At 43.1% G+C, this 25983-nt stretch carries 26 protein-coding genes and 3 pseudogenes; 25 read left to right on the top strand and 4 right to left on the bottom strand.

Translation table 11 applies throughout. The features are described from left to right. Positions 1-17 precede the first annotated feature (17 nt). The 15 genes and pseudogenes from CHL1_RS18040 to CHL1_RS17970 all read left to right on the top strand — a co-directional run. Positions 18-298, top strand: a pseudogene (locus CHL1_RS18040) (transposase); the annotation flags it as partial. A gap of 37 nt (positions 299-335) precedes the next feature. Then, positions 336-1256 (top strand): annotated as a pseudogene (locus CHL1_RS18035) (AAA family ATPase); the annotation flags it as partial. Between the two features lie 129 nt (positions 1257-1385). Further along, positions 1386-2798, top strand: coding sequence for a LuxR C-terminal-related transcriptional regulator (locus tag CHL1_RS18390; protein ID WP_276520465.1), 1413 nt, complete (start codon positions 1386-1388; stop codon positions 2796-2798). 124 nt (positions 2799-2922) lie between these two features. Further along, complete coding sequence (locus tag CHL1_RS18025; protein ID WP_250934254.1) at positions 2923-3441, top strand: hypothetical protein; 519 nt, start codon at positions 2923-2925, stop codon at positions 3439-3441. Between the two features lie 19 nt (positions 3442-3460). Further along, the gene (locus CHL1_RS18020; protein WP_250934253.1) at positions 3461-4858 is read left to right on the top strand and encodes a hypothetical protein; all 1398 of its coding nucleotides are present in this window, start codon (positions 3461-3463) and stop codon (positions 4856-4858) included. A gap of 44 nt (positions 4859-4902) precedes the next feature. Next, positions 4903-5523 (top strand): hypothetical protein, encoded by a 621-nt coding sequence (locus CHL1_RS18015; protein ID WP_250934252.1) that lies wholly within the window; start codon positions 4903-4905, stop codon positions 5521-5523. 59 nt (positions 5524-5582) lie between these two features. Continuing rightward, positions 5583-6164, top strand: coding sequence for a DUF4352 domain-containing protein (locus CHL1_RS18010; RefSeq protein ID WP_338078327.1), 582 nt, complete (start codon positions 5583-5585; stop codon positions 6162-6164). Positions 6165-6186: 22 nt separating this feature from the next. Beyond that, positions 6187-7356 carry a hypothetical protein gene (locus tag CHL1_RS18005; protein WP_250934251.1) on the top strand — a complete coding sequence of 390 codons (1170 nt, stop codon included), beginning with the start codon at positions 6187-6189 and terminating at the stop codon, positions 7354-7356. Positions 7357-7363: 7 nt separating this feature from the next. Beyond that, on the top strand, positions 7364-7741 hold the full coding sequence (locus CHL1_RS18000; RefSeq protein ID WP_250934250.1) for a hypothetical protein: 378 nt from the start codon (positions 7364-7366) through the stop codon (positions 7739-7741). A 10-nt stretch (positions 7742-7751) separates the two neighbouring features. After that, a complete protein-coding gene (locus tag CHL1_RS17995; protein WP_250934249.1) occupies positions 7752-8879 on the top strand; it encodes a zinc ribbon domain-containing protein in 1128 nt (375 codons plus the stop codon). Positions 8880-8928: 49 nt separating this feature from the next. Further along, the gene (locus CHL1_RS17990; protein ID WP_250934248.1) at positions 8929-9312 is read left to right on the top strand and encodes a hypothetical protein; all 384 of its coding nucleotides are present in this window, start codon (positions 8929-8931) and stop codon (positions 9310-9312) included. A 13-nt stretch (positions 9313-9325) separates the two neighbouring features. Beyond that, positions 9326-10225, top strand: coding sequence for a zinc ribbon domain-containing protein (locus CHL1_RS17985; protein WP_250934247.1), 900 nt, complete (start codon positions 9326-9328; stop codon positions 10223-10225). Beyond that, complete coding sequence (locus CHL1_RS17980) at positions 10189-10656, top strand: hypothetical protein (RefSeq protein ID WP_250934246.1); 468 nt, start codon at positions 10189-10191, stop codon at positions 10654-10656. The genes CHL1_RS17985 and CHL1_RS17980 overlap by 37 nt, the downstream gene beginning before the upstream one ends. A gap of 13 nt (positions 10657-10669) precedes the next feature. Beyond that, entirely contained in the window at positions 10670-11029 is a 360-nt protein-coding gene (locus CHL1_RS17975; protein WP_148637265.1) for a zinc ribbon domain-containing protein, read from the top strand. A gap of 988 nt (positions 11030-12017) precedes the next feature. After that, a pseudogene (locus CHL1_RS17970) lies at positions 12018-12392 on the top strand (transposase); the annotation flags it as partial. A 237-nt stretch (positions 12393-12629) separates the two neighbouring features. Here CHL1_RS17970 and CHL1_RS17965 read toward each other — a convergent pair. Continuing rightward, positions 12630-13217 (bottom strand): LysE family translocator, encoded by a 588-nt coding sequence (locus CHL1_RS17965; protein ID WP_276520464.1) that lies wholly within the window; start codon positions 13215-13217, stop codon positions 12630-12632. Then, positions 13217-13624: a DUF2000 domain-containing protein gene (locus CHL1_RS17960; protein ID WP_250934245.1), complete on the bottom strand. Its 408-nt coding sequence runs from the start codon at positions 13622-13624 to the stop codon at positions 13217-13219. Before CHL1_RS17960 ends, CHL1_RS17965 begins: the two co-directional genes overlap by 1 nt. 159 nt (positions 13625-13783) lie before the next feature. Here CHL1_RS17960 and CHL1_RS17955 point away from each other — a divergent pair, with 159 nt between their 5' ends. Further along, a complete protein-coding gene (locus CHL1_RS17955; protein WP_250934244.1) occupies positions 13784-14668 on the top strand; it encodes a LysR family transcriptional regulator in 885 nt (294 codons plus the stop codon). A 180-nt stretch (positions 14669-14848) separates the two neighbouring features. On the opposite strand, the gene CHL1_RS17950 is transcribed toward CHL1_RS17955, so the two are convergent. Further along, positions 14849-15625 carry an enoyl-CoA hydratase-related protein gene (locus CHL1_RS17950; RefSeq protein ID WP_250934243.1) on the bottom strand — a complete coding sequence of 259 codons (777 nt, stop codon included), beginning with the start codon at positions 15623-15625 and terminating at the stop codon, positions 14849-14851. Positions 15626-15690: 65 nt separating this feature from the next. Beyond that, a complete protein-coding gene (locus tag CHL1_RS17945; protein ID WP_250934242.1) occupies positions 15691-16122 on the bottom strand; it encodes a MarR family winged helix-turn-helix transcriptional regulator in 432 nt (143 codons plus the stop codon). Between the two features lie 213 nt (positions 16123-16335). On the opposite strand from CHL1_RS17945, the gene CHL1_RS17940 reads away from it, so the two are divergent. The 9 genes from CHL1_RS17940 (at position 16336) to CHL1_RS17900 (ending at position 25772) form a co-directional block, all read left to right on the top strand. Beyond that, the gene (locus tag CHL1_RS17940; RefSeq protein ID WP_250934241.1) at positions 16336-16992 is read left to right on the top strand and encodes a flavodoxin family protein; all 657 of its coding nucleotides are present in this window, start codon (positions 16336-16338) and stop codon (positions 16990-16992) included. Positions 16993-17871: 879 nt separating this feature from the next. Then, positions 17872-18624, top strand: coding sequence for a transposase (locus CHL1_RS17935; protein WP_250934240.1), 753 nt, complete (start codon positions 17872-17874; stop codon positions 18622-18624). A gap of 209 nt (positions 18625-18833) precedes the next feature. After that, positions 18834-19181, top strand: coding sequence for a hypothetical protein (locus tag CHL1_RS17930; RefSeq protein WP_250934239.1), 348 nt, complete (start codon positions 18834-18836; stop codon positions 19179-19181). 198 nt (positions 19182-19379) lie between these two features. Further along, entirely contained in the window at positions 19380-20204 is an 825-nt protein-coding gene (locus CHL1_RS17925; protein ID WP_148637270.1) for an oxygen-binding di-iron domain-containing protein, read from the top strand. Continuing rightward, a complete protein-coding gene (locus tag CHL1_RS17920; RefSeq protein ID WP_250934238.1) occupies positions 20201-20407 on the top strand; it encodes a hypothetical protein in 207 nt (68 codons plus the stop codon). Before CHL1_RS17925 ends, CHL1_RS17920 begins: the two co-directional genes overlap by 4 nt. Positions 20408-20435: 28 nt before the next feature. Continuing rightward, a complete protein-coding gene (locus tag CHL1_RS17915; protein WP_250934237.1) occupies positions 20436-21458 on the top strand; it encodes an HD-GYP domain-containing protein in 1023 nt (340 codons plus the stop codon). 143 nt (positions 21459-21601) lie between these two features. Then, positions 21602-22354, top strand: a complete 753-nt coding sequence (locus CHL1_RS17910; protein ID WP_250934236.1) for a transposase — start codon at positions 21602-21604, stop codon at positions 22352-22354. Positions 22355-22786: 432 nt separating this feature from the next. Next, positions 22787-23161 carry an ArsR/SmtB family transcription factor gene (locus CHL1_RS17905; protein ID WP_099082814.1) on the top strand — a complete coding sequence of 125 codons (375 nt, stop codon included), beginning with the start codon at positions 22787-22789 and terminating at the stop codon, positions 23159-23161. Positions 23162-23174: 13 nt separating this feature from the next. Continuing rightward, on the top strand, positions 23175-25772 hold the full coding sequence (locus CHL1_RS17900) for a heavy metal translocating P-type ATPase (RefSeq protein WP_148637273.1): 2598 nt from the start codon (positions 23175-23177) through the stop codon (positions 25770-25772). Positions 25773-25983 lie beyond the last annotated feature (211 nt).

The following is a 25983-nucleotide window of genomic DNA, read 5'->3' as shown; positions in this document are numbered from 1 at the left end:
AATGAAGGAGAACCAATATGACCAGAAGAGAACGCCGAATTTTTACAGATGAATTTAAAAATCAGGTCGTCCAATTATATTTAAACGGAAAACCCAGACATGAAATTATTAAGGAGTATGAATTGTCAGCTTCAGCCTTTGATCGTTGGGTGAAACAGCATCAAAACTCCGGATCATTTAAAGAAAAAGACAACCGCAGTGATGAAGAAAACGAGTTAATCAAATTGCGCAAAGAAGTCCAACAATTAAAAATGGAAAACGACATCCTAAAGCAAGCAGCGCTGATCATAGGACGAAAGTAGAAACTTAATGGTTCGCTCGGTGTCCTCAAAAATGAAATTCGAGAATTGTCAGATAAAATGGGTGGCACGGCGTCCACGGTTGATAAAATCAATGTACTGCTCCAAAAGACAGGGTTCAGAGGATTTCAACTACGCCCCCACGCGAGAGTTCCTGATAAATATGAAGTTGTCCGCGAAGACGGCGAGGTCGCCAAAGGTCTAAGCGAAGGTGAAAAGAACTTTATAGCTTTTCTGTACTTTTATTTTTATGTTCAAGGGGCGTGGCGCAAAGAAGACCTCGTTAAGGGAAAAATTGTAGTGATTGACGACCCTGTTTCGAGTATGGATAGCGGTGTTCTTTTTGTCGTCAGCTCACTCGTCCGAAAACTGGTTGAAGACTGCTTTTTAGACGGCGGCCAATTCAACATTAAGCAGATTTTTATCTTGACACACAATCCGTATTTCCACAAAGAAATATCCCATAAATATGAAACGAGCAGAGACGATATCGTTAAGAAATCATCGTTTTTCTTTGTCAAGAAATCGGATGATAATGTTTCTACCGTTAGAATTAATGAAATGGAATGCGTCACAAATGAAAGCGGCATAGAAAACGTTTCGCCTGTAAAAAACTCGTATGATGCTTTATGGTGCGAATACAGGGACGCGCGTCTTCCGGCAACGCTTCTCAGTGTAATTCAGAGAATTGTCGAATACTATTTTCTTCAACTCTGTAGTTACAGCATCGAGGATTTGCGAGAGCGGGTAAAAACCCACATCGGCGGGGACGACAAAAAGCAGCGGATAGCTGATGAAATACTCCGCTTCATCTATGACGAAAAATTCGATGCCGGCGACGGCATTAACTACGCACCCGACCACGACATACCGGCTTACAAAGAAGTGTTTGAGATGATTTTTGAAGCGTTGAGCCAAAAATCGCACTATCTCAAAATGTCTGGCAAATGTAAATGAGTTATTTGGAATAATCTGGACCATAATTCAGTCGATATAAAAAGGTTCTGTTAACTAAAGATGAAAAAATGAGATTTGAAATGCGAACCGGCATAGAAAAATGAAAGAATCAAGAGAGGAGGTTATCACATGAACGGCCATATAACAATAAATGCCCGCAGGATTTCTGTTGCCGGATTTTCATTTCTCTTTGCCTATATTCTGTCGTTTCAGTTTGAGGGGCAGGTGCTGTACAGCCTGCTGGATTTGCGTGGAACAGACGTCGACCGTTACATACTGGCTGCAATTATCGCACATTTTGCGGGGCTTTTTACCTGCGGTCTGTTTGTCAAATCACAAGCGGCAGCCAGAAGCATGATGCTCGGCGGCATGGGCTTATGCTTAGCCGCTTCTGTTCCCTTCTTTTTTGCTCCCTCCTCTCTATGGTTGAGCGGACTGATTGTCAGCGGATACTTTAGTGGCTGCGCAGTGGCGGCATGGGGATTTTTTCTCAGGGCCTTTACGCCCAAGAACGAGCGCATTAAATCTTGCGCCGATGTTCTGATTTATTCCAATCTGCTGATGATTGCAGTCAACGTGTTTGCCATGAACCGGTCGCCGTTTATCGGGCTAAGCCTCTCGATGCTTTGTCTTGTAATCGGTATAGCCTTCATCTGGATGCTGCCGTTGGGGCAGGAGAATGAGCAGAACAAAACATTTAAAAACAAGACGCATGGCGGCATTAAAAACCAACTGATATTGCTGTGTTTTTTTGTCTTTATCATCACAATTAATTCTGGACTGATGTATCAGGTCATCAATCCTGCTTTTGAGCATCTGACGGGATTGGTGAGCTGGTATTGGGCCGTGCCTTATATCGTAGCGCTTGTTATTATGCGCAACTTACCTATGAAAGCAAAGCGTTCCAGAATTTTGTATATTGGAATGGCAATGATTATAGGAGCGTTCATCAGCTTTATGTTGTTAGGGCGAAATACCTCCGACTATTTGACTGTGGATACGCTGATGCTCGGTGCTTGCGGTATTTTTGATCTGTTTTGGTGGAGCATCCTTGGAGAAATGCTGGATTATAGCGACAATCCCACACAAACCTTTGGCATTGGGCTTTCCGCCAATGTATTCGGCGTCCTTTGCGGAGGAGTCTTGGGGATGGCTGTGACATCTATGGGGCTTCCCGGTGCGGAGGTGGCGGTGATTGCCCTGACAGTGGTGTGCGTTACGCTGGTTATGCTACCGCCGCTGAACAACCAGCTTGTCTTACTGCTGAAAAGCCATGCTTATCTTGCTGCTTATGACAATATGAGCCAGTCACAGCAAACGGACATTGTTCGTCAAATTAAAACTCTTGATCCGCTGACTGTCCGGGAGCAGGAGGTATTGCAGCTAATCCTTTCAGGCAAATCCAACCGGGAAATTGCCGGGGCTTTGTTTATCAGTGAGAGTACTGTAAAAACACATGCAAGGAACATTTTTTCAAAATATGATGTAGGTAGTCGGGCAGAACTCATAAGCACCCTGCTGAAGAATCAAACGATTGAATGATACATAAATACAGGGTTTTACTGGCCTCTCATACTAAAGTATGAGGGGCTTTTTTCTGCAAATTCATCCTTTCGAACGATGCTTTTTAAGGCATCTTTCCCTAAAATTTATACTGGAGGGAGGTATGATGCAAATGAAATTAATCCGTAAACGACGCAATGAATATGTTTTATTGTTCACGGCCAGTATTAGTTTGGCGGTGTGGCTCGGCGCTACATTTATGTTAGAAGCGGTTTTCGCCTTTGGAGCTATCAGCCTTATCTCTCTCCTGTTATTGTTGAGGCAGAGTCGTCTGCTCTATGACGCAACACTCATTTGGGATAATCGCATCCTTGCGGTGCCATCTGCTCTCATCTCCATGCCGAGCCGCCAAATGAAAAAAGACACCGGGAAAACTGTAGTATCTACCTTTGGTATCCTCATCGGCAGTGATATTTACCGGTGGGGTCTCGACGGGGTACATGGCGTGCGCCTGAGCGCCGTTCAAATTGATAAGGAGCGGATGTACCTGACCTTTGGCGATAAGGATCAGACCATGCGGGTAGAGCTGCTGCACGGTATGCTTCACAAACAGATGGTTGTGGAGGCCGCACAAAAGCTTTGGCACGAAACAGGCGTGCAGGCAGAAATTAGTGATTGGTAATAAAAGGGAGGGGTCTGACATGAAAAAGATAGTATCCATTTTACTCGTGGCGGCGATGCTTTTGACCGGTCTTGCCGGATGCGGCGGTGGTGGCAGCAAAAGCGACGCGGCAACGCTTTCGCCGGAGAGTACCGGCATCAAACTGGAAAACGGCGTTAGCGTGGAGCTGGGCAATTATGTGCTGGACGGTGAAGCAGAATTTACCGTGGCAAAGCTTCCTGTGGAAGAAAACAAGAATGAAGGCTATAAGATAGAAGCCTACGACTTCAAGCTGGGTGATATGACCGAGCTTTCGGACTTCATCACCCTGCGCATCCCCTATGATACATCCTACTGTGAAGAGGGGCAGGACTCTGCAAAATGCGTGGGGGCAAAGTACAAAAACGAAACCACCGGCGAGTGGGAGGATGTGCTGTTCGAGGTGGACGCGACCGCGAATGAGCTGGTCATCTACACCGATCATCTCTCCACCTTTGGCGCGTTCTGCGTCAGAAACGAGGGCAAACGCAGCGCCTATATCACCGATATTTATTCGGACATTACCGGCATCGACCAACAGCAGGCGATGAAAACGCTCCGGGAATATGTGGCGGGCGGCGGTGCGGACGGAGAGGAAGCGGCGGGTCTCGCGGCGCGGCTTCTCACCGCCCACAACGGATTTATGGGTGGCATAGCCGGTGAAGCCGGTGACATTGGCTTCGGCACGGATCTCACAGGCACGATTTTGAACATGGCGTCCCTGGGCAGCCCGACCTTTGATACAGCGCTGGCTGATTCGGCCTACAAAAAAATGAACAAGCTGGGCAAGGTAGCGGCGGCGGTGAAAATCGGCGCGGTGGTGCTGAGTACCGATAAGACAGACGCGGATACCCTCGGCTTATATAAGGACACGGCGATGCTGGCGCTTTCCTATGCCGAATCCGCCGCGTGGGGACTTGCCGCCAGCGGACTGTTCATCTTTGACTACACCATCAGCAGTATGTTTGAGCAGGGCATGGCGATGAAGATGGATAAAATAGATGAGGTCTATGTCTATTTCAACGACCAATTCTCCGGCACACTGGATGGAGGGAACGGCTGGAAGGCCCGCAGCCTGAAAGATTGGCGACAGGTGCTGATCGATATCACCGAGGCCAACCCCAACGAAGCCGATGCCAAGGCCGCCATTGAAGCGGAGATAGACCGCTATGCCCGCTATTTCTGGACGCTGGGCGATATGGAAAAGGCCGCCGTCGTTACGGATATTAAGGATAAGAGCAACAAAGGCTCCGTCACTGTTCCCGACCCGACCCAAGCGGAAATCGAAACCTTAGTGGGCGCTTACAAGGCACAGCTTTATGAACGCCTCTACCCGGTAACGCAGTCCGTCAGCGTGTATATGCAACGCAAGGCCGAGGCTGCGTATCTGGCGCGCTGAACGAGGTCAAAGCGTTCTTTAACCAATCCATCACCTTCAACATCGTGGAGGACGTTCCCGATGGCGAGAAGTCGCAGTATGACGGCTACGCCCTGCGCTTCGCCCCGCTTTCCGAAAACGCGGTGAAGGAGAGCTGGCGCGGTACGCTGAAGGGCGCTGCCGGGGCTTCCACCAAGTTTACCCTGCTTGGCTATGTGCAGGCCGGTTGTCCCAAGGAGCTGCAACTGTTCAAACCCAGCGACGACCCCGAAAGCGACGAGCCGGAGCTGACGCTTGGCTTCAAGCTCTCCGCGCCGGTGACCGAGGTGAAGCTTGGTGGATTGCCGCTGGAGGGGCTTTTGGGCACTTATTCTGCGACATTTACATCTGAAGGTGAGACCGCTACCTACAACTTTACTTTTATGTACTACGAGGGGCAATTAGTATTTATGCCGGAAGGTAAAGATTTTGGCACCGCTTTCTTACTTTTGCCGGGGCCGTATGAATATGACCCGTCTACCGCTACGGCGACTTGTGAAGCGCCAAGTGATGCTTTGTCTTTTTCTACTCATGTTAGATTCATTTCCGAGGAAGGCGCGGTTCGTTTTTCAAGCGACAATACTGTGGAAGATATTAAAGAAGGGAGAACTTCAACAGTCTACGGAGAGGGCATTAAAACTGATTAGGGCAATACTTGCCCTCTCTTATCAAATAATTTTAAGGAGGCTTTTCTTATAAAAAAAGCATTGATTATTTTCTTATCGTTGGCACTCGCACTCTCCCTCATGCCGCTTGCAGCGGGGGTGACGGTGGCAAAGCTCCGTCCGAAAGCCCTTCGCCCACCGAATCGAGCAAGACTCCCTCCGACGAGGCGAGATCGGATGAAAACAGGTATTACGGTATCGGCGAGGCGGCCGAGGCAAACGGACTTTCCGTTACAATAGATAAAGTAGCTGTAGCCGAAGCGAATACCACTCTTGAAAAAGCAAAGGACGGCTTTGAATATATTAAAGTCTGGTTTACTTTCAAAAACATATCTAACGAAACGATTGAATCACCGAAGGCGAAGGCTTTTTATATTGTGTATATCGAGGGTGCCATGGGTGACGACAGCGATATGAAATCGGAGGAAAATTCACAGGTTATGCTTGAAGTCGCTGACCGCAATGAAAGATATATGTCAAGAGTTGACCTTGCACCCGGTGAATCCACCAGCGGCTGGATGATATATCAGTATCAAGCCGACAAAAGCGAGATTACCATGCATTATTACGCCGGCTTTGTCAACGTTGCTCCGGATTTGCGGTTCAGATTTGCGGTTGAATAAGTTTTAAGGAGGTAGCTAAGAGATGAAAAACACAGTAAAAAAGCTCTCTGCGATTATAGCTATGGCGCTATGCTGTATAATGCTTTTTTCGGTTACGAGCATGGCGCAAGATGACCGCGAGGGCTACTGGGAGTGTATCGAGGTTCGTCATCAAACTTATGATTATAATGAGGAGCTAACCGACAAGAACTATTGGTCGAATAGTAAGAGCGGTTCCGCGGGTACCGGAACATTTTCCAGTACTTATGTAGGACCCGATGAAAAAGACGATTACGACCCCAGACCGAAAAACGGCGAAAGCGCAATGGTGCAAGGCAGTGTTTCGACACCGCCGAAGTACATTGACGGCGGGAAAACGGTACAATTAAAGGTTGACCTTTCGATTAGCTCAACAAAACAACATTTCTGGGATTTCGACGGCGACGCATTTGTCCGGTTTGACGAAGTCGATGTAGAAATGAGTCATCGCACATATGGTGCGATAGACTTCACGGCAAAAGATTCTGACGGAGAGGACTTGAATTTATCTGTTTGGCTTTATGCGCCAACCAACTGGAGGTCAACGGAATACGGAAACAACCCCAAAGTGAATGCCGAGGTGTCCGCGCAGGCTCCTTATAGCAGTGAGGAAGGCGATAAAATATCCATATATACCAGTGTCGGCATGGGTAGCATGAGCTCCAGAACGGAGTATGTCTATCTCTGGCATAACGAAGGGAAAGCTCCCGCAGAAAATGAAACCCGGGATAGCAAGGGCTCTCCGCTGACATGGATGGTTCCCGGCGGTATTCTGATTGGCGGCGGAGGCTATATGGTCAACCGGGCGAGGCGAAAGAAAAAGAACAAGTCTGGCGACAGGACACACAACCCTGAAGTAATCAAATACAAGAGGGATAAACTGAGAAAGGAAGCTAAAAAAGGCAACAAGTATGCAGACAGATTGGCCGGTGAGTACAATGAGATGCTTAAGAGCGTTGAATGGAATAACGGTAAACTCGGTTTTGACAAGGAAGAGAAGTTTGAAAAGCTCAACAAACTGTATAAAAAGTTCATGCGTGGAGAGGTTGGATGGGAGGAAGAGGCCCCTGATGAGCTGGGCAAGCTGGAAACCGAAACCAGCGTGCGGAAGGTTTCAGCGGAACCTGAACCGCTGGAAACAGACCACAAAAAAGGGTATTGCAGATACCTTTGAAGAAGCGGTGAAGGGAGATACGGCAAAATCCGTTATTTTCCGGGCGGGGATCGGAACCTTGACTGGCGGGCATTCCGAAGTGGTTTTTGCCCCGACGGAAGGCTTTTACACAATGAAGGACGCGGTTGAGGAAGGAAAAAGTATCAGAGAAGCCGTAACGGAGGCCTATACGAATCTGGCTATTGATTATGGAGTCGGTAAAGCAACGGATATCGGTATTTCTCCGACAGAAGGCGGGAAAGCAGGCCGTTTCTTCGTGGATCCGAACAACAATAAGGTGTTGGATTTTGCAGAGAAAACCATTTCGGAGGCTTATTCCAACGGTGTGAAGTCCGTCGTTGAGATGGGACAGGATATCCACAACCACAATACCAAGAATAAGTGAGGGGCAATAAATGAATAAAAAAGTGATTGAAATACCCAGCAATAATATTATACCGGCCGGCAGAAGCCTGGGGATAGAACCAAACCTGCTGTCAGGGCTGTCCGGATTCCCGGAACGTGCAGGAACCTGTGCGGTTGAAAAAGAATGGGAAGAGGTGCTTCCTATACTTCTTTCACCGGGAAAAGTATCCATGCTGATGAAGGGCGACAGGGAAAATGCAGTTTCACTGACCAGTCTTTCCATTGTTGATGGCAAGATACTGGCGTACAGCGGAGAATCCGGCGGAAATACCTATATTCAGGCCACCGACCCATTGCAGCTTCGGGAGGAACTGATGGCATCTATTGGAGAAAATTCACCGGCAAAGGATATTGTTCTGCCTATGAGACTGGATGCGCTTTTCGTTCTGGCAGCTTTTTCGGATTTCATTAAAAGGCAGAAAGCCCAGATCATGCTGGGAATAAAGAATGCGGTCAATCCGCCGACAGAAAGCGACCTCCAGAGTATTCTGAATGAAGCCACTGAAATGATGGATCCGAGATGGTGGCTTACCTCGTCCCTGATTACGATTTACAGCTCCAACAGAAAGTTCAATGTTTCTGAAGCATTGAAAGAGCTTCAAAGGCTTGATCTAACCGATGAGAATGAAGGGAGCATATATCCGACTGCAGCGGGCTTTAAGATAATGGATGAGCTGACCTGCAGGCGCGGTATTGTTGGGTTCCACAGCTACTATTTCGAAGGAGGCAGACCGGTTCAAAGTACTCAGGTGCTTTTGGGAGCATTGGATACCATTTGGCTTATCGAATGCGGTGAAAACAGTGTGTTGTACAGTCTGAGTGCGGAAGCTGCACAAAAAATGATCGAACAGGCACTGACACCGGGTGAGGTTGTTCCCAAGGGATACGGGTTTAAATCACCAACGCCGTCTGCCGGAACCAAGGAACCGGCAACAGCTGAAGGCACTGACACATGGCTTTGCGGCTGCGGAAAAGAGAACAATTCAGAATTTTGCGTCTCCTGCGGGAAGGCCAAAGGGGCACCGGTGCCACCTGGCAGTAAACTTTTTTGCATCCATTGCGGTAGCAAACTGAAACAGGATGCGAAGTTTTGTATGAAATGCGGGAAAAAGCTATAACCCTTTTCTATTGCAGTTAATCCTGTCACGCTGCCCGAAAGGAAAATATATGAATAGCAAAACGAAACAGGCGCTGCTGCACATTTCATCCGTATTGATGTTGTTGATCGCCATGCCCATGTTCCTGTGGTGCTTGCAGCTCATAGACAACGCGGCGCTGGACTACGCCTACGCCGGGGCGGGATGCTTCGCGGCTGGAATCACTTACATCTTTTCAATGGTAACAGCAATCGCGGGGCTGGCCTTTGCAGGGAAACCTCATCGATATCGCTGGTGTCGGATACTTGCCTATATCCAACTGGCGTCGGGAGGTATACTGTTCGTCCCGCTTCTCTCCTATGCCGTGCTCATATTGCCGCCACTTTTTCTGCTAACCCTCCTGTATCTGTTCGGCGTAGGCTGGCGTGAAAGGTGTGACTTCGAACAACAATGAAAGGAGCGTCCCGATGGCAAAGAAGAAAACGAATAAAAACATCCCCCTGCCCATCCTTATCCTGATCTGCACTGTCCTGCTGTTTGCCATGTATTTAAGTCTCTCCACGCTGGCTCTGGCGATATGGGGCGACAGCGTAATGGGTACGGTGGACAGCTATGACAGCCGGCTGGATGATACCGACGCGGGCCAAAATCGCTCCCGCACTGTTTCCAAGGGCTATTGGTTTTTGGTAAACGGCAAGGAATACCGGGGCTATGTGATATATAGCAGCGACGAGGCATGGCCGAGCCTTACCGAGGGCGAAACGCGCTCCGAGCGCATCCGCTACCTTAGCTTTTTACCTTATGTGAATAAGCCCGCCATGCTGTGCGAATTTAGCGAGATGGGCGAAGTGGCAATTATTTACCACATTCTCGCCCCTATCGGTTCTCTGCTTTTGCTGCTGCTTGTCATACGCACAGCCAGACGAGGGAAAAAGAAGAAACCAGCGGCGAGGAAGCCCGCTGCATTTCAAATTATCGAGCAAAGGAGTGATACGTATATGTTTTGTCCCAACTGTGGAAACAAGATTACGAAGGGGATGGCTTTCTGTTCAAGCTGCGGCACAAAAATACAAACAAACGCCCCCGGTGTGTGTACTGCTTGCGGCGCAACGCTTCCGGAGGGAGCCGAATTTTGTATTGGCTGCGGAAAGGCGGTGAATTCGGCAACGTCGGAGCCGATGGAACCACACCATGTAGCAACTCCCGCGCCCCCACAGAGCGGCGCGGGGCTGGTCGGCTTTTCCGACAGGTATAACTGCCCTGAGATACTGGCGGTACCGCACAGAAAAACAAAAAATTCTCCATTGGCTGTATGTGGATATTGGTGTTCGTGCCGCTCATCGGCTTTCCCATCGCCGGTCTGCTGATGGACGATTTCCCCTTTGGAGAATCCATTATCATCGGCATGGGCATTGCTCTTGTCATGCTGGTCTTTAATCTGCTGGCGTTGAGAAGAACCAAGCAACCAATGTGGGAGGGTGTGGTCGTCAATCAGTACAGCAAGGAGAAAAGCGAGCATAGGGGCGGCGAGGATGATAACTACAGAACCTATACGGAATATACCACGATCATTAACACCGATGCGGGCAAGAAAAAAACCATCGTGGAAAAGGACAGCGGGCGGCATATGTACGACTATCTCTCGGTTGGCGACAGGGTGCGGTTTCATCCCAAATTCGGTACATACGAGAAGTACGACAAATCTAAAGACCGTATCATTTACTGCAATGTCTGCTCCATGATGAACCCCATACAAAATGACCGCTGCAAGCGGTGTAATAACCTATTATTTAAATAAGGAGGATTTTATAATGGAGAGATTTGACACGCTGCTGGAGGCTGCGGAGCTTTCGGCAACACGCTGCACAAGCTGGAGCTTTGCCACTTCCAATGATAGATACGATGTAAAAGGCTTGCTGGTGCTTGCCGAAACAAGCGATAGTGAAGACCCCATCGATGAGGACAGCTTTTATGTGGTATCGCCTGCCGGAGCTATCGGCTTATGTAACGACGGCGAGGACATTGACTGGCTGTTTCTGTCTGACGCTGCGCCGAATGAGGATCTGCCGCTGACATACCAAGCTGAGCCGCAGATAAAGTTCTGCTCGAAATGTGGCTCCGGCGCTGTTCTCGGTGCTCGATTTTGCGGTCAGTGTGGAACAGCGCTATGAAAATAAAAGGCTAATTTGGATGTGGCTTTAGTTTTCCGTAATCAGTGTGCGTTGCTTTTTGAAATTGAATACTTCCGCGACTATTGCTTGTTCATGAATGATTCAATGAGTACAAATATCTCAAAGGTAGTCATTGACTGAAGTATATGGACGGTGTGTAACTTACATCGGTAACCTCTAAAACGAGGAGTGTGCAAAAGCGGTGCATCTTTTAACGATTTGATTTGAGCGGTGCATTTTATCAATAGTTAGTGCCTTTGCCACCGGAGATGACAGGAATTAAACCCCATGTATCGACTTGTTCCCCCGAACGGATAAAAACCATTGACCTGTTCCCTCGAACAGAACACCCCCATAAAAACCACTATTGACCTGTTCTCGAGAACGGACAAAACGAAAAATACATACCAGACATCAATCTGATGCTATCGTTCCACGTGGAGACGGTTGTGTTGATATGTCGCACAGATACCTAGAAATCCTTGATTTTATGCACTTTTTTAAGCATATGGTGTTCACTCTAAAGGGGCAAAATGTGCTTGAAAAGAGCGTTCAAAATGAAATCCATGTAAGTGTGGGAATAGAACTCGTCGTGGTAGATAGGTCATCAAATGGCGTGGTTACTGGATAAATTGCAATATTGGCGGTAAAAGGCTGATATTGCTTTTTTTGTCAAAAATCGCCAGTATAGCGAAAAAATATGCAAATTTTGAGAGCCACTTAGTAACTATTATTCAAAAGTAATTCCTAGATTGATACCCAACCGTCATTGTACAAGCGGCAGCATCACGACCTGGACAAGTCGCTAAAAGGTCTTATTTTATGCCTATTATGAAATACGGCAGTCAGAAAGTAAACAGTCAATCCAAACAGTTCAAATTAAATTAAGAAAGGAACGAGAAAACATGAGTACAGAAATCAAAACATTAGACGGCTGGTGTGAATTTTCAGACCGTACCGGAAAGATATCAAAAGTGGCTTTCAGGAAGGATACCGATACTACTTCGTTTTGGAAACCTGTAAGAGTTGTCCCAAGCATGATCAGTGTGCAAGAAAGTCGGTTCGTAAAATACTTGATATTGGGATCAATACACTGGAATTTTATGAAATATCCCAAAGTCAGAAAACCGATGAATTTAAAGAGAAGTATAAAAAAAGAGCCAGCATCGAAGGGAAAAATGCGGAGCTCAAACGATTCCATGGACTTGGCCGGGCGAGAAGCTACGGTCTGGTTTCGATGTCCAAACAGGCGAAATTGGCAGCCATTGCCGTAAATTTAAAAAGAATAGCGGCCATCATGACCGCTAAATCTTCCTGTTTTTTTGAAATTATTGTCGGAATTAGAATTCATTTCGTATTTTGAAAATTTGATATTCAAATTTTGCTAACTTAGCGAATAAACAGGATTTTTTCACAGGTTCCGAAACGTCCCCTCGTCATTCTAAACTATGTTAATAACCAATCAGAGGGTGATTTTGATGATAAAGAAGTTCGGGCTGTCTGGGACGATGAAAAGCCACGTGGTGGTTTCTGTCCTTGCTTAATAAATAGGTACACTTTTTATTAAGTAAGAAATTGAGAATGCTTTACACTTGAGCACTTAGAGCAAACCCGATACCATGATTGCAGAATATAATAAAAATAATGCCATTATTCTATTTGCAGCCTTTTGATGCTTTTGCAAAAAATCCTTAAATATGCTGCCAAAAAGAATCCAAGTAATGAATGCCAAAAATCCAACGATCGTAATGCTTAACACAAACAATATTAACGTAAGCGAAGATGTATAGTAAGGCAAAACAAAGCTTGGTATAACTGTCATGGTAAAAAGCACAACCTTTGGGTTGATGAATTGCATCAGGAAGCCTGATATAAATGACGAAGTCTGTGAGCGATTCTCTACGTGCATAGATGATTTCATTCTAAAGATTTGAACAGCCAGATAAGCGATGTATATTCCTCCAATGATCTGCATAACAGGCAAAACAGCTGGTAAAACAGTTACAAGCGCCATATTCAGTGTAGCAGATACAAAAAGCAAAATTCCAAAGGCGATTGTTGCACCATATGTGTACTCCATTGCTTTTTTAACGCCAGAATTATGCACAGTTGACAAAATCACGACATTTGTGGGTCCAGGAGTAACCGTAACTATTACGCAGTATATAAAAAAAGATAAAATATTCATTATCGATGCAATTCGAATCCTTTCAGTAAACGATCAACTTGATTTTTCTTCCCTCTGATGCCGATACCCACTAAATTTAATTCCTCTGTTCCAAATTGAGCGACGATAGCACGATTGTCCTCATCATTGTAAGTTTTAAATAATTCTTCAGTATATACTGAAATTGCAATATCCTTTGTTAAAGCTTTCCTCAAGAACTCCTTCATTTGTTCTCTGGTAGCCGTATGAATCATTATTGGTTGCTGAGACATAGGTAAATATTGAACATTATCCTTGTCTATATAAGGTTGACCGATAATGTCTTGTGTGCCAGCTATACCGCTCATGAGAAAAGCTGTAACATTTAGTTCTTGCCATGATTCGAGATTTTTTTTTAAAACAATTTTTATTTTAGTATCAAATTCCATTAGATCTTCTCCTTGAAATAGTTCGAGAAACACAGAAGATAGATTACCATTCTTGCATTTCCTGTTTCTGCATGATATTATATTTCAATAAATAGATTCAGTCAAATTGAAATAATCGATATTCTAATTCAATAATATTGAATCTTCAAGAGGTGATAAATGGAATTAAAAAATTTGCTTACTGTTAAAAAAATAATTGAAACTGGTAACTATCAGAATGCTGCAAGAGCGCTAAATTATGCACAATCAACTATCACGTTTCAAATGAAGCAGCTTGAAAGTGAATTGGGAATACGGATTTTTGAAAAGAATGGCAATAGAATGGAATTGACTCAGGTAGGATTAGAGATTCTTCCAATCATCGATCGTATCTTAAAGGCAACTGAAGAGCTTAGTTGTTATTGTAAAAGTAATGAAGATCTTCAGGGAACACTCAAAGTTGCTTTACCAGAGACACTGATTACATACCAAATTCAACCGATTCTTCGGGCTTTCAAAGAAAAAGCCCCTAATGTAAAACTATCACTTCAAGTCATGAATTGTTATGCTATTCAAGAACAGTTGCTAAAAGGGGAAATAGACATCGCAATCCACTATGAAATTGGCAGATATCCCCAAAATATTGTCAGCGACAACATAAAAACTTATCCGCTCGTTTTGGTTGCATCGCCAGTTTTAGATGAGAACCAACGTAATTTCATTGCATTAAATCAGAGAAAGTCAATATGCCATATTCAAAATGATCCAAATGCTCTATATCTAAAAATTCTTTATCAATATTTGAAGGAAAAAGACATAACACTTGATACAGAGCTTGAACTATGGAGCATTGAAACGATTAAGCAGAGTGTGATGAGTAATCTTGGGATTGCATATCTGCCGCGATTTGCAGTCGAAACAGAATTGAAACAGGGCAAGTTGATTGAAATTAAAACAGAAATCAGAAATGGAGAGATCACAGCGATTTTTGCGTATAATAAAAGTAAATGGAGGAGCCCCGCAATGTGTCTGTTTATTCAACTACTTGAGTCCTTTGAGTTATAGAAGATTGCGGAGCAATAGTTTGAAATGCTTTGCGATTATTTCATCAGTGTGCAAGGCTATCGATGGTTTTCTAAAAAAGGAATTAAATTAAATCATCAGATACACAGTTATGCAAATAAACTCTAAAAAATAGGTGCACAATTTTGGGGTTGGATTTAATACTTGGGTAATGATTACAGCCTACCTGTTTTCAAAAGACTTAACAGCTCTTTTTTCAAGAAAGGCTGTCATGCCAGCGTTTTTGTCTTCTGTTTCAAAGCAGAATGCAAAGGCTAATGCTTCGTAAGTTGCGGCTGTATTAATATCGGTCTGCATCCCTTGGCGAATACATTGTTTTGAGAGTCGGACTGCAATTGGAGCCTGATCAGCAATATAATGAGCCATTTCTAATGCTTTAGCCATCAGTTCTTCCGGAGGATAAACGGTATTGACCAGCCCGATTAAGGCAGCTTCAATTGCACTAATTGTGCGACCGGTAAAAATTAGTTCCATCGCTTTAGCATAACCGACTAAGCGGGGAAGTCGTTGAGTTCCACCAAATCCGGGTGTAATTCCCAAGCCTACTTCAGGGTGACCAAATGTCGCATTTTCACTTGCTAGTCGGATATCGCAAGCCATTGCCAGTTCACATCCACCACCAAGGGCAAAGCCATTAATTACCGCAATCACAGGTATAGAAAGGTTTTCTATGCGCAACAAGACCTGGTTACCAAAATCAGCAAAAGATTTGGCGGTAATGGCACTTAATTTGTTCATTTCACGAATATCTGCGCCGGCAACAAAAGCACGCCCGACACCCGTGAGGATGATAACGTAAAGGCTATCATTGGCTTCAATCTGATCAAGTGCTGAATTCAGATCATTCAACATAGTGAGATTGAGGGCATTGAGCGCTTTAGGCCGATTGATGGTCAGAATACCGACATGCCCTTGTTGTTCAAGTTTAACGAATTCCATATTTTTCTACCTCCATTAGATAATAATTAATTTTAAAAAAGCATTAAAAATAAGCAAGTTTATGTTTAATTTTCCAATGTTTCAAGATTTTCGAATATCCGCCACAGAACATCAAGGTTCTCAACCCCCAAGTGTTGTTTGACCTCACTTTGCAGTAGCTGCCAAATAACCGTTCCAGAGGCAATCGCATTTTGTCCGGTCGTTGTTAGTTCAATCTCTTTATTTCGTTTAGTCGTTCCTGTGACTTCGACAATTAGCCCTTTTTTTATTAGTATATCCAAGTTACGAATAATGGTAGTGCGATCTAGGCGCGTATATTTTGCAAGACGGCTTTTATTGCACGATTCTAACTGATGAATACTATTAAGTAAGAAAAACTGATTGGCTGTTAGATTGATCTGAGAAAACCCTTTGTCGTAATACTTGGTTAAGGAATTTGCTGTTTGTCGAAAATTAATACAATAGCATGGACTATTTAATGGTTCAATCTTTGTCATTCATTAGCATCTCCTGAAATTATTTTGGTAAGCATGAACTAGAAATGTGTATATACACTCAATTCTAATATGTGTATTATTGCATAAGACAGTTTAATTGTCAATTTGTCGAAAAATATTTACAGAGAGACAATGTCATTAAACTATTGATAAGAAAATAATACAGGATTATACTGTGCATATACACAGTATAATTAACCAAGGAGGATCAATATGGGAAAAAAGATACTTATAATAACTGGAAGTCCCAGGCCGAATGGAAATACGAATACATTGGTGGCAGCGTTTATGGCTGGTGCGGTTGCATCTGGAAATGAGGTACAGATCTTTGATGCTGTAACCCGTGAGTTGAATCCATGTCATGGAGATTGCAGTTGTTTTGAAAGAGGTTATTGTATGTTTAAAGATGATGGCGTCAAACTTCATGAGCTTATGGGATGGGCTGATGTGCTTGTGTTTGCGTCACCGATTTATTGGAAGGGTTTTACCTCACAGATGAAAAGAGTGATTGACCGCTTTAATCCCTATAATGCACCAAAAGGACGAGCTTCCTGCAGTGTTACGGAGACTTATCTGATTTCGGCTGCAATAACACCTGAGATTAATATCTTTAACGCAGTAAGTCAGGAATTTGTTCATCTTAATGAAATATTAAATTTCAAAATTTGTGATGAGCTCCTCGTCCCGGGAGTTGAAAAAATCAATGATATACAAAAGAAACCAGAGTACATAAAAAAAGCGGTTGAGATGGGCTATCGGATTGGTCAAAGTCAGCTGCAAGAGGAGGAACAGAATATCGAAAATACGATTAAAAAATCCTTTGTTGACAGTCCTTTAAGAAGGCATCAGGAAGGATGTTGGCTTATCTAGGCATTCTACAATTAAAGACTGCGTACAAGCATGTTGCAATAATAGCTACACATTATTTGTGACTTTAGAAACTTGAAAAAGTGTTGTTTTAATCTCGATTTATTCTTAAAACTCAATGTTGTTAAAATAATTTTTGGAAGCATAATATAAATTGAATGAACTGTAAAGAATTTATTTTCAGACACACCCTAGGCACCTACATTATATTTGTAAGTGCCTTTTTTCTGTAAATTACTCATTTATTTTTATGTTCAACCCCGATTTGAAGTGCACAATGAATTTGTCCTCAAAAATAGTGATTTCTTCGATCAGCCGCTGGACAAGCACCTCATTATGACAAAGGGACGCTTCTATGACAAAGGTATGACAAAGGGACGTTTCGTTTGTCATGCCCATCAAGCTGTGATATACTTAAAAAAAAGCAGGAGGTGAAATCGAAAATGGCAAGACCGGCGCGGGTTAAAAGTACAACCGGAATTTACCAGGACAGGTGATGTGAAGCTGAACTTGTTAATGACGCTGTTTTATATCTGGTCGATGGTAATCAGACCTTTAAAGCGACACTGGATAAAATTTTTGGTGGTCAGTTAGATGAAGTTATTGCTGACCAATGCGAAATTAAGAAAATGGGTTGCAATTGTCCTTATGATTTTGGCCAATCTGCAAATATTAGGCAGCGGCCCTTTATGTGCTATCTGATATTGTTGATAAAAGACAAAGCCAAAGTTTTGAGATTGAGATTGAGCAAATTACTTTTAAATGCCGTTTATATAGAAAAAAATATATAAAATTTTTGGATGGAATGACATGGGGACGTTTCGTTTGTCATGCCCATCAAGCTGTGATATACTTGAAAAAAAGCAGGAGGTGAAATCAGAAATGGCAAGACAAGCCCGGGTTAAAAGTGCAACCGGCATTTACCATGTAATGCTGAAGGGTCTGGATGGGCGTAATATTTTTCTGGATGATGCGGATCGATCAATTTTTATGGAAAAGCTGAATAAAGCCAGAGAAATCGGCGGCTTTGAGTTGTATGCCTATTGTCTGATGGACAACCACGTTCATCTGCTGATCAAAGAAGGCGAAGAACTGGGGACCAGCATCAAACGGATGACTGTTGGCTATGTGCAATTGCATAATAACAAATACGGTCGAACTGGGCACCTCTTTCAGAATCGTTTCAACAGCGAAGCCGTGGAGGACGACTTGTATCTGATGACGGTGGTTCGCTACATTCACTGCAATCCCATAAAAGCCGGAATAGCTTCCTGCTTGGAAGAATATCCGTGGAGCAGTTATCATCAGATCAGGCTGGCGTATCAGGGAAAGGCAACGTCACTTGATAGTGGGATAATCAAAGACTATTTTCCAACAGAAGCAGATTTTATTCGATTTTCTGAGGAAGAAAACCAGGACGAATGTCTGGATAACCGCTCAAAAACGAGATGGACAGATGAACGACTGACTGATCTGCTCAGCCAGAACCCCGAATACCGGAATCTGGGAGAATTGTCGGTAGACAAGCGAAATCAGCTGATCCGACAGATTCATCAGGAAACCGGTGGCAGTATCCGTCAATTGAGCCGAGTGTTGGGACTGGGCAAGATGATGGTGGAGCGGGCCGTGAAATAACGAGCATGACAAACGAAACGTCCCCTTGTCATGGGCGGCTTTGAGTTATATGCCTATTGTCTGATGGACAACCACGTTCATCTGCTGATCAAAAAAGGGAAAGAACTGGGGACCAGTATCGAATGGATGAGCAGTATCTGATGACGGTGGTTCGCTAGACTCACTGCAATCACATAAAAGCTGGAATAGCTTTCCGATAGGAAGAATATATGAGGAGCAGTTATCATCAGATCAGGCAGCCGTATCATGGAAAGGCAACGGCACTTGATAGTGGGATAGTCAAAGACTATTTTCCAACAGAAGCAGATTTTATTCGATTTTCTGAGGAAGAAAACCAGGACGAATGTCTGGATATCCGCTCAAAAATGAGATGGACGGATGAACGACTGACTGATCTGGTAAACCATAACCCCGAATATCGGAATCTGGGAGAATTGTCGGTAGACAAGCGGAATCAGCTGATCCGAGAGATTCAGCAGGAAACCGGTGGCAGTATCCGTCAATTGAGCCGGGTATTGGGACTGGGAAAGATGATGGTGGAGCGGGCATTGAAATGATGAAGATGACAAACGAAACGTCCCCTTGTCATATGCCGCAAAGCGCGCAGGTCGAAATAAAGTATATTTGGAGCAAAGCGAACTGTAGGCCAAATGAGCAAAGAAGAAGTGAATTTTGAAAATAGACTAATTTTAGCTGTTTTTGATTATAGCATTAATAATAAGTTTTTTATTATTGCCAACGAGGAGGATTGAAAAGTGGGAGTTGATAAAATATCACTGGAAAAGGAACCGGTAAAAATTGCCGAGGGTATTTACTGGGTTGGTTATTCTGATGAAAACAGAGGACTTCACTGTAACCCATATCTGATTATCGAGGGTGAGGAAGCTGTTTTAATTGACGGCGGAAATCGCGATGATTTCAGTACTGTCATGTTGAAAATCTTGAGAACGGGACTGGTGCCTTCACAAATTACTAGGCTAATATATCAACACTATGACCCGGATTTATGTGGTAGTCTGCCCCAGTTAGAGTCCATTATAAATAATGACGCTCTCAGAATTATTTCCCATGCGGAGAACAATGTTTTTATTCATTATTATTCGGCAAAAACGAAGAAGCTTGATTATCGTCAATTGAATAATCATTATGACTTCGCTACAGGCAGACGATTGGAATTTTATGGGACTCCATATTGTCATCTTCCGGGTAGCTTTGTTACATATGATACGCAAACAAAAACGCTCTTTTCAAGCGATTTGTTCGGCAGTTTTGATGACCGATGGACATTGATGCTTGAACTGGGCGAGGCTTGCGATGAATGTCGGGATAGGAAAAAGTGTCTGGAGAATACAGCGAATTGCCCTATCAAAGGAATCGTGAAGTTCCATCAGATTATCATGACATCAAACAATGCACTGACAAATGCCCTAGATACGATCGAAAAATTGGATATTGAAAGAATAGCCACTCAACATGGCAGCATTATCTCAACAAAAGAGGATGTAAAAACGATAATAGGGCATTTGCGCTCAATCGAAAACATCGGCATCGATCTTCTGTTGGCGGGAGAATTCATATGAATAATCGATATTTTAAACTGCAGGACATTTTGTCAAACGACCAGTATTCAGATGATAAAATTAAAGCCTATGCGTTAGAAAGCTTCGCAAAGGAGATTGATTACCATAATCAAACGGAACTGCTGACAAAGCTGATTTTGGATCATGCTGCTATTGCAAAAAGCATTGAACAGCTTAACAATGAATTGACGTACAGCCGCTGAAGCTCTCGCCGAAGCGCAGGAGATTGCCTTGTTAGGCCGTTGGGACTTAAATCCTACTTCGGGAAGCATTACTTGGTCAAAGTCGATGTATGATATTCTTGAAATTGATAGCTCAACTCCCTCGTCTACTGATTTGTATTTTTCGGTTGTCTATCCTGACGACCTGGAGCAAGTGAGCGTATGGTATCAGGAGATATTTGTTTCGCAAAAGCCTTGGACAACCAGGCATCGGTTGCTGTTGAAAAGCGGAAAAATAAAATGGGTGCATTTAAGGTTCTATTCCAAGACAGATGCAAAAGGTATTCCTATTCTTTTTTATGGGACGATTCAAGATATTACCGAGATGAAAAAGGTCGAAGACGAACTTGAAAAATACAGTCAACATCTTGAGCTTCTGGTGGATGAAAAAGTTCGAGAAATCTCGTCTTCTCAAATGGCAACTATCTATGCTCTGATTAAACTATCGGAATCAAGGGATGACGATACCGGTGCACATATCGAACGGACAGCCAGCTTCTGTCGATTGCTTGCCGAAAAAGCACGACCTATTGCTGAATATGAAAATGCTATTACTGACATATTTATTGAAACAATATATAAGGCCAGTCCACTTCATGATATCGGGAAAGTGGGCATACCCGACAGTATTTTGCTGAAACCTGGCCAGCTCACGGAAGATGAGTTTACAATTATGAAGACCCATGTGCGGATAGGATATGATACACTTTCTAAAGTCGGACAGCAATACGATAAGAACGATTTTCTCAAAATGGGTATGGATATCGCTCTGTATCATCACGAGAAATGGAATGGCAGCGGTTATAATAAAGGTCTTAAAGGGGATACTATACCTCTGTCCGCTCGCATCATGGCACTTGCTGATGTCTACGACGCACTTCGCTCCAAGCGAGTGTATAAAGAGGCCTTTTCGCACGAAAAGAGCATTGAAATTATTAGTTTAAGTAAAGGAAGTCACTTTGATCCAGCGCTTGTTGATGTTTTTATTCAGAATCAGGCGGAGTTTGAATCACTATATGAATCAATAAAATAAACTTATTATGTGTATTTTCATCGTCAATTCTCCGTGAGAATAAACCTCTGGGTTGCTTAATAGCTCTATATGACACGGGGACGTTTCGTTTGTCATGCCCATCAAGCTGTGATACACTTAAAAAAACGGAGGTGAAATCAGAAATGGCAAGACAAGCCCGGGTTAAAAGCGCAACCGGCATTTACCATGTGATGCTGAAAGGTCTGGATGGACGTAATATTTTTCTGGATGATGCGGATCGATCAATTTTTATGGAAAAGCTGAATAAAGCCAGAGAAATCGGCGGCTTTGAGTTGTATGCCTATTGCCTGATGGATAACCACGTTCATCTGTTGATCAAAGAAGGCGAAGAATTGGGGACCAGCATCAAACGGATGACCGTTGGTTATGTGCAATTGCACAATAACAAATACGGTCGAACCGGACATCTTTTTCAGAATCGTTTCAACAGCGAAGCCGTGGAGGACGACTTGTATCTGATGACGGTGGTTCGCTACATTCACTGCAATCCCATAAAAGCCGGAATAGCTTCCTGCTTGGAAGAATATCCGTGGAGCAGTTATCATCAGATCAGGCTGGCGTATCATGGAAAGGCAACGGCACTTGATAGTGGGATAGTCAAAGACTATTTTCCAACAGAAGCAGATTTTATTCGATTTTCTGAGGAAGAAAACCAGGACGAATGTCTGGATATCCGCTCAAAAATGAGATGGACAGATGAACGACTGACTGATCTGGTAAACCATAACCCCGAATATCGGAATCTGGGAGAATTGTCGGTAGACAAGCGGAATCAGCTGATCCGACAGATTCATCAGGAAACCGGTGGCAGTATCCGTCAATTGAGCCGGGTATTGGGACTGGGAAAGATGATGGTGGAGCGGGCATTGAAATGATGAAGATGACAAACGAAACGTCCGGGATCAGTGAAAAAGTCCTATTATGTTGAATAGTGCCCATTTGCATGGGCACAAACTGTGATCGATCAGCATTACGCATACAACATAATGTGTCTATTTTCGTTTTGGAAAAATATTCTTTCCGAAATGATGACTTTTTCACTGATCCCGAAACGTCCCCTTGTCATACAACGTTGAAATTGATGTAGAAATATAATGCATATAACTAACCGCCAGTCGAGGAGAATTATCCTTTATCTGGCGGTGTTTTAATTGTTAAAACCCTCATCAAGTATAAATAGACAATAAATTGCTCATTCACTTGAATGATTGTTCAAGTTTCTATTGACATCTTATTATTGCGGTAGTAATATAAACATATGAGTAACTGTTCAAGTATACAATTGAAATAATATCGGAGGTGAGAATGTGGCAAGGAAAATTCAGCCAGCTGAAAGATGCGACTGTGATGTTATACATGAGGATACTGTTAATCAAGTTCGAGAAAAAATGCCTCAAGAAGAAACTCTATATGATCTTGCGGAGCTATTTAAGGTCTTTGGGGATTCAACAAGAATTAAGATACTCTGGGCGTTAGATGAAGCAGAGATGTGCGTTTGCGATATTGCATTCTTATTAAATATGACACAATCAGCAATTTCACACCAGCTAAGAGTCTTAAAGCAGGCTGAACTAGTAAAGAGCAGAAGAGAAGGAAAGATTGTATTCTACTCTATTGAAGATGAACATGTAAAGCAAATATTTGACCAGGGATTAATTCATATTTTAGAAGAAAGAAAGTAAAGGAGGGCCAGTAATGTTAAAGAAGGAAGTAATTTTAGAAGGTTTAGATTGCGCAAATTGTGCAGCTAAAATTGAAGATGAGGTTAATAAATTAAATGGAGTCAAAGCCTATATGAACTTCATGAACAAGACATTGACTTTAGAAACTGAATCAGAGCAAGAGTATAAGAATACACTACAGCAAGTTGAAACCATAGTGCACAAGCACGAACCGGATGTGGTAGTGAAAGAAAAATCCGTTAACAAGAGCAATAAAAAAGTATTAATACTTGAAGGACTTGACTGTGCGAATTGTGCTGCAAAGATTGAAGCTCAAACACAAAGCCTTGAAGGAGTAAACAGTGCGACCGTTGATTTTGTATCTAAGAAGCTGACAATTGAAGCGGTCGATAAAAAGGAATTTGGTAAAATTCTTGGAGAAGTAACATCCATTGTAAATAAACTTGATCCGGATGTTAAAATAGTTGATGCAGAGAAGAAAAGGGTGAACAAAAGCATAGTAATGCTTGAAGGACTTGGCTGCGCGAATTGTGCAGCTAAAATGGAAAAAGAAATAAGCGGTCTAGAAGGAGTGAAATTTGCTGCAGTAGATTTTGTTTCGAAGAAACTAACACTGGAAATAAGTCCGAAAGTCAACCGCTCTGAGTTAAATGAGAAGATTGAAGGCATTGTAAAAAAAATCGAACCGGATGTTAAGGTTGTTTTTGAGAAGGATACATCTAAGGCCAACGTAAAAGAAAATAATGAAGAGGAAGAAGAAGGTGTCAACAAAAAAGAAATCATAAGACTTGTGGTCGGTGGTGCAATATTTGCCGTGGGAATCATCTTTAATTTCCAAAATTGGCTTGAACTTACCTTATTTATTATTAGTTATATCATAGTTGGTGGAGAGGTTGTCTTAAGAGCAATAAAAGGTATTGCCCGTGGACAGGTATTCAGTGAGCATTTTCTAATGAGTATTGCTACCATTGGTGCTTTCTTTGTTGGAGAGTATCCAGAAGGCGTAGCTGTTATGCTGTTTTATCTGGTAGGTGAACTGTTCCAGGATATAGCGGTAGGTCACTCCAGAAAATCAATAAGTGCTTTGATGGATATAAGACCTGACTATGCAAATCTTAAGGTTGGCGATGAGATTCGTAAAGTATCTCCTGAAGAGGTAAACATAGGCGACATTATCATTGTTAAACCAGGAGAAAAAGTTCCCCTCGATGGCAAGGTCATAGAAGGAAACTCTATGGTTGATACTGCTGCGTTGACAGGTGAATCTGTTCCCCGTGAACTCGAGCCTGGAAATGATGCGCTGAGCGGGTTCATTAATAAAAATGGTGTTTTGACTATAGAGGTAACAAAGGATTTTGGTGATTCAACTGTATCTAAAATTTTGGATCTGGTTCAGAATGCCAGCAGTAAGAAGGCTCCTACAGAAAAATTTATAACAAAATTTGCGCGTTCCTATACTCCGATTGTAGTGTTTGGAGCGTTAGCCTTAGCAATCATACCTCCATTGGTGATCCCCGATGCAACTTTCGCTACTTGGATATATAGAGCATTAGTGTTTTTAGTTATATCCTGTCCATGTGCGTTAGTGATTTCAATACCATTGGGCTTCTTCGGAGGGATTGGCGGAGCGTCTAAGCGGGGGATATTAGTAAAAGGCAGCAACTATCTTGAAGCGTTGAACAATGTTGAAGTGGTTGTTTTCGATAAGACAGGTACTTTAACTAAAGGTATATTTGAGGTTGTGGATGTTAACCCCCAAGCCGATTTTACTGATGAGGAATTGATTGAATATGCGGCATTTGCTGAAAGTCATTCAAGTCATCCAATTGCACTGTCCATTCTGAAAGTCTATAACAAAGATGTCGATATTACTAAAATTGAAAACTATGAGGAAATTGCAGGTCATGGGATTCTGGCTAAAGTTGGTGGTAAAGAGATTCTTGCCGGAAACAGCAAGCTGATGAATAAAGAAAACATTATATATCAGGAAGTTGAGACTCTAGGTACAGTAGTACATGTTGCAGTAGACAAGAAGTATGCAGGAAATATTGTAATATCAGACGCTGTGAAGGAAGATTCAGCTGATGCGATTAAAGGATTGAAGGCAGTAGGTGTTAGAACTACAGTAATGCTAACCGGCGATAGGAAGTCTGTAGGCGAAAAAATAGGAGCCCAGCTGGGTATCGACGAGGTATATACAGAATTGCTACCGGCTGACAAGGTAGAAAAAATCGAGTCCCTGGAAGCCAAGAAATCTCATAAGGGGAAAATTGTATTTGTTGGTGATGGCATCAACGATGCTCCGGTACTTGCAAGAGCGGATATCGGCGTGGCAATGGGCGGCTTGGGGTCTGATGCTGCAATTGAAGCAGCTGATATAGTTATCATGACGGATGAACCATCAAAAATTGTCACTGCAATTAAAGTAGCAAAAAGGACCAGGAACATTGTGATGCAAAACATTGTGTTTGCATTAGGGGTTAAAGCCATATTCCTTGCACTTGGTGCGGTGGGAGTTGCAACTATGTGGGAAGCTGTATTCGCTGACATGGGTGTGGCAATAATCGCAATATTAAATGCAATGAGAGTAATGAATACAAAAAGTATATAAGCCTACATGAATTATTAACCCCTTGATTTATTTCCTCAAAGATAAAATCAAGGGGTATCTGTATTTAAATTTATCTTAGGTAATTGCGAAATGAAAAAGATTTGGATGACACGGGGACGTTTCGTTTGTCATATCCGTTAAGCTGTGATACACCTGAAAAAATCAGAAGAGGGTAATTCGGTACATTCACCGTAATCCCTAAAAGCGGGAA

The organism is Acetobacterium wieringae (assembly GCF_023700225.1).
Lineage (GTDB): Bacteria > Bacillota > Clostridia > Eubacteriales > Eubacteriaceae > Acetobacterium > Acetobacterium wieringae.
Note: the sequence above shows the minus strand (reverse complement) of the source record. Positions and strands in the feature narration are given on the sequence as shown.

Coding starts and splice junctions, on each gene's coding strand:
- CHL1_RS18390 (WP_276520465.1), top strand. CDS start 1,386: ATGAACGGCCATATAACAATAAATGCCCGCAGGATTTCTGTTGCCGGA.
- CHL1_RS18025 (WP_250934254.1), top strand. CDS start 2,923: ATGATGCAAATGAAATTAATCCGTAAACGACGCAATGAATATGTTTTA.
- CHL1_RS18020 (WP_250934253.1), top strand. CDS start 3,461: ATGAAAAAGATAGTATCCATTTTACTCGTGGCGGCGATGCTTTTGACC.
- CHL1_RS18005 (WP_250934251.1), top strand. CDS start 6,187: ATGAAAAACACAGTAAAAAAGCTCTCTGCGATTATAGCTATGGCGCTA.
- CHL1_RS17995 (WP_250934249.1), top strand. CDS start 7,752: ATGAATAAAAAAGTGATTGAAATACCCAGCAATAATATTATACCGGCC.
- CHL1_RS17990 (WP_250934248.1), top strand. CDS start 8,929: ATGAATAGCAAAACGAAACAGGCGCTGCTGCACATTTCATCCGTATTG.
- CHL1_RS17985 (WP_250934247.1), top strand. CDS start 9,326: ATGGCAAAGAAGAAAACGAATAAAAACATCCCCCTGCCCATCCTTATC.
- CHL1_RS17975 (WP_148637265.1), top strand. CDS start 10,670: ATGGAGAGATTTGACACGCTGCTGGAGGCTGCGGAGCTTTCGGCAACA.
- CHL1_RS17965 (WP_276520464.1), bottom strand. CDS start 13,217: ATGAATATTTTATCTTTTTTTATATACTGCGTAATAGTTACGGTTACT.
- CHL1_RS17960 (WP_250934245.1), bottom strand. CDS start 13,624: ATGGAATTTGATACTAAAATAAAAATTGTTTTAAAAAAAAATCTCGAA.
- CHL1_RS17955 (WP_250934244.1), top strand. CDS start 13,784: ATGGAATTAAAAAATTTGCTTACTGTTAAAAAAATAATTGAAACTGGT.
- CHL1_RS17950 (WP_250934243.1), bottom strand. CDS start 15,625: ATGGAATTCGTTAAACTTGAACAACAAGGGCATGTCGGTATTCTGACC.
- CHL1_RS17945 (WP_250934242.1), bottom strand. CDS start 16,122: ATGACAAAGATTGAACCATTAAATAGTCCATGCTATTGTATTAATTTT.
- CHL1_RS17940 (WP_250934241.1), top strand. CDS start 16,336: ATGGGAAAAAAGATACTTATAATAACTGGAAGTCCCAGGCCGAATGGA.
- CHL1_RS17935 (WP_250934240.1), top strand. CDS start 17,872: ATGGCAAGACAAGCCCGGGTTAAAAGTGCAACCGGCATTTACCATGTA.
- CHL1_RS17930 (WP_250934239.1), top strand. CDS start 18,834: ATGAGGAGCAGTTATCATCAGATCAGGCAGCCGTATCATGGAAAGGCA.
- CHL1_RS17920 (WP_250934238.1), top strand. CDS start 20,201: ATGAATAATCGATATTTTAAACTGCAGGACATTTTGTCAAACGACCAG.
- CHL1_RS17910 (WP_250934236.1), top strand. CDS start 21,602: ATGGCAAGACAAGCCCGGGTTAAAAGCGCAACCGGCATTTACCATGTG.
- CHL1_RS17900 (WP_148637273.1), top strand. CDS start 23,175: ATGTTAAAGAAGGAAGTAATTTTAGAAGGTTTAGATTGCGCAAATTGT.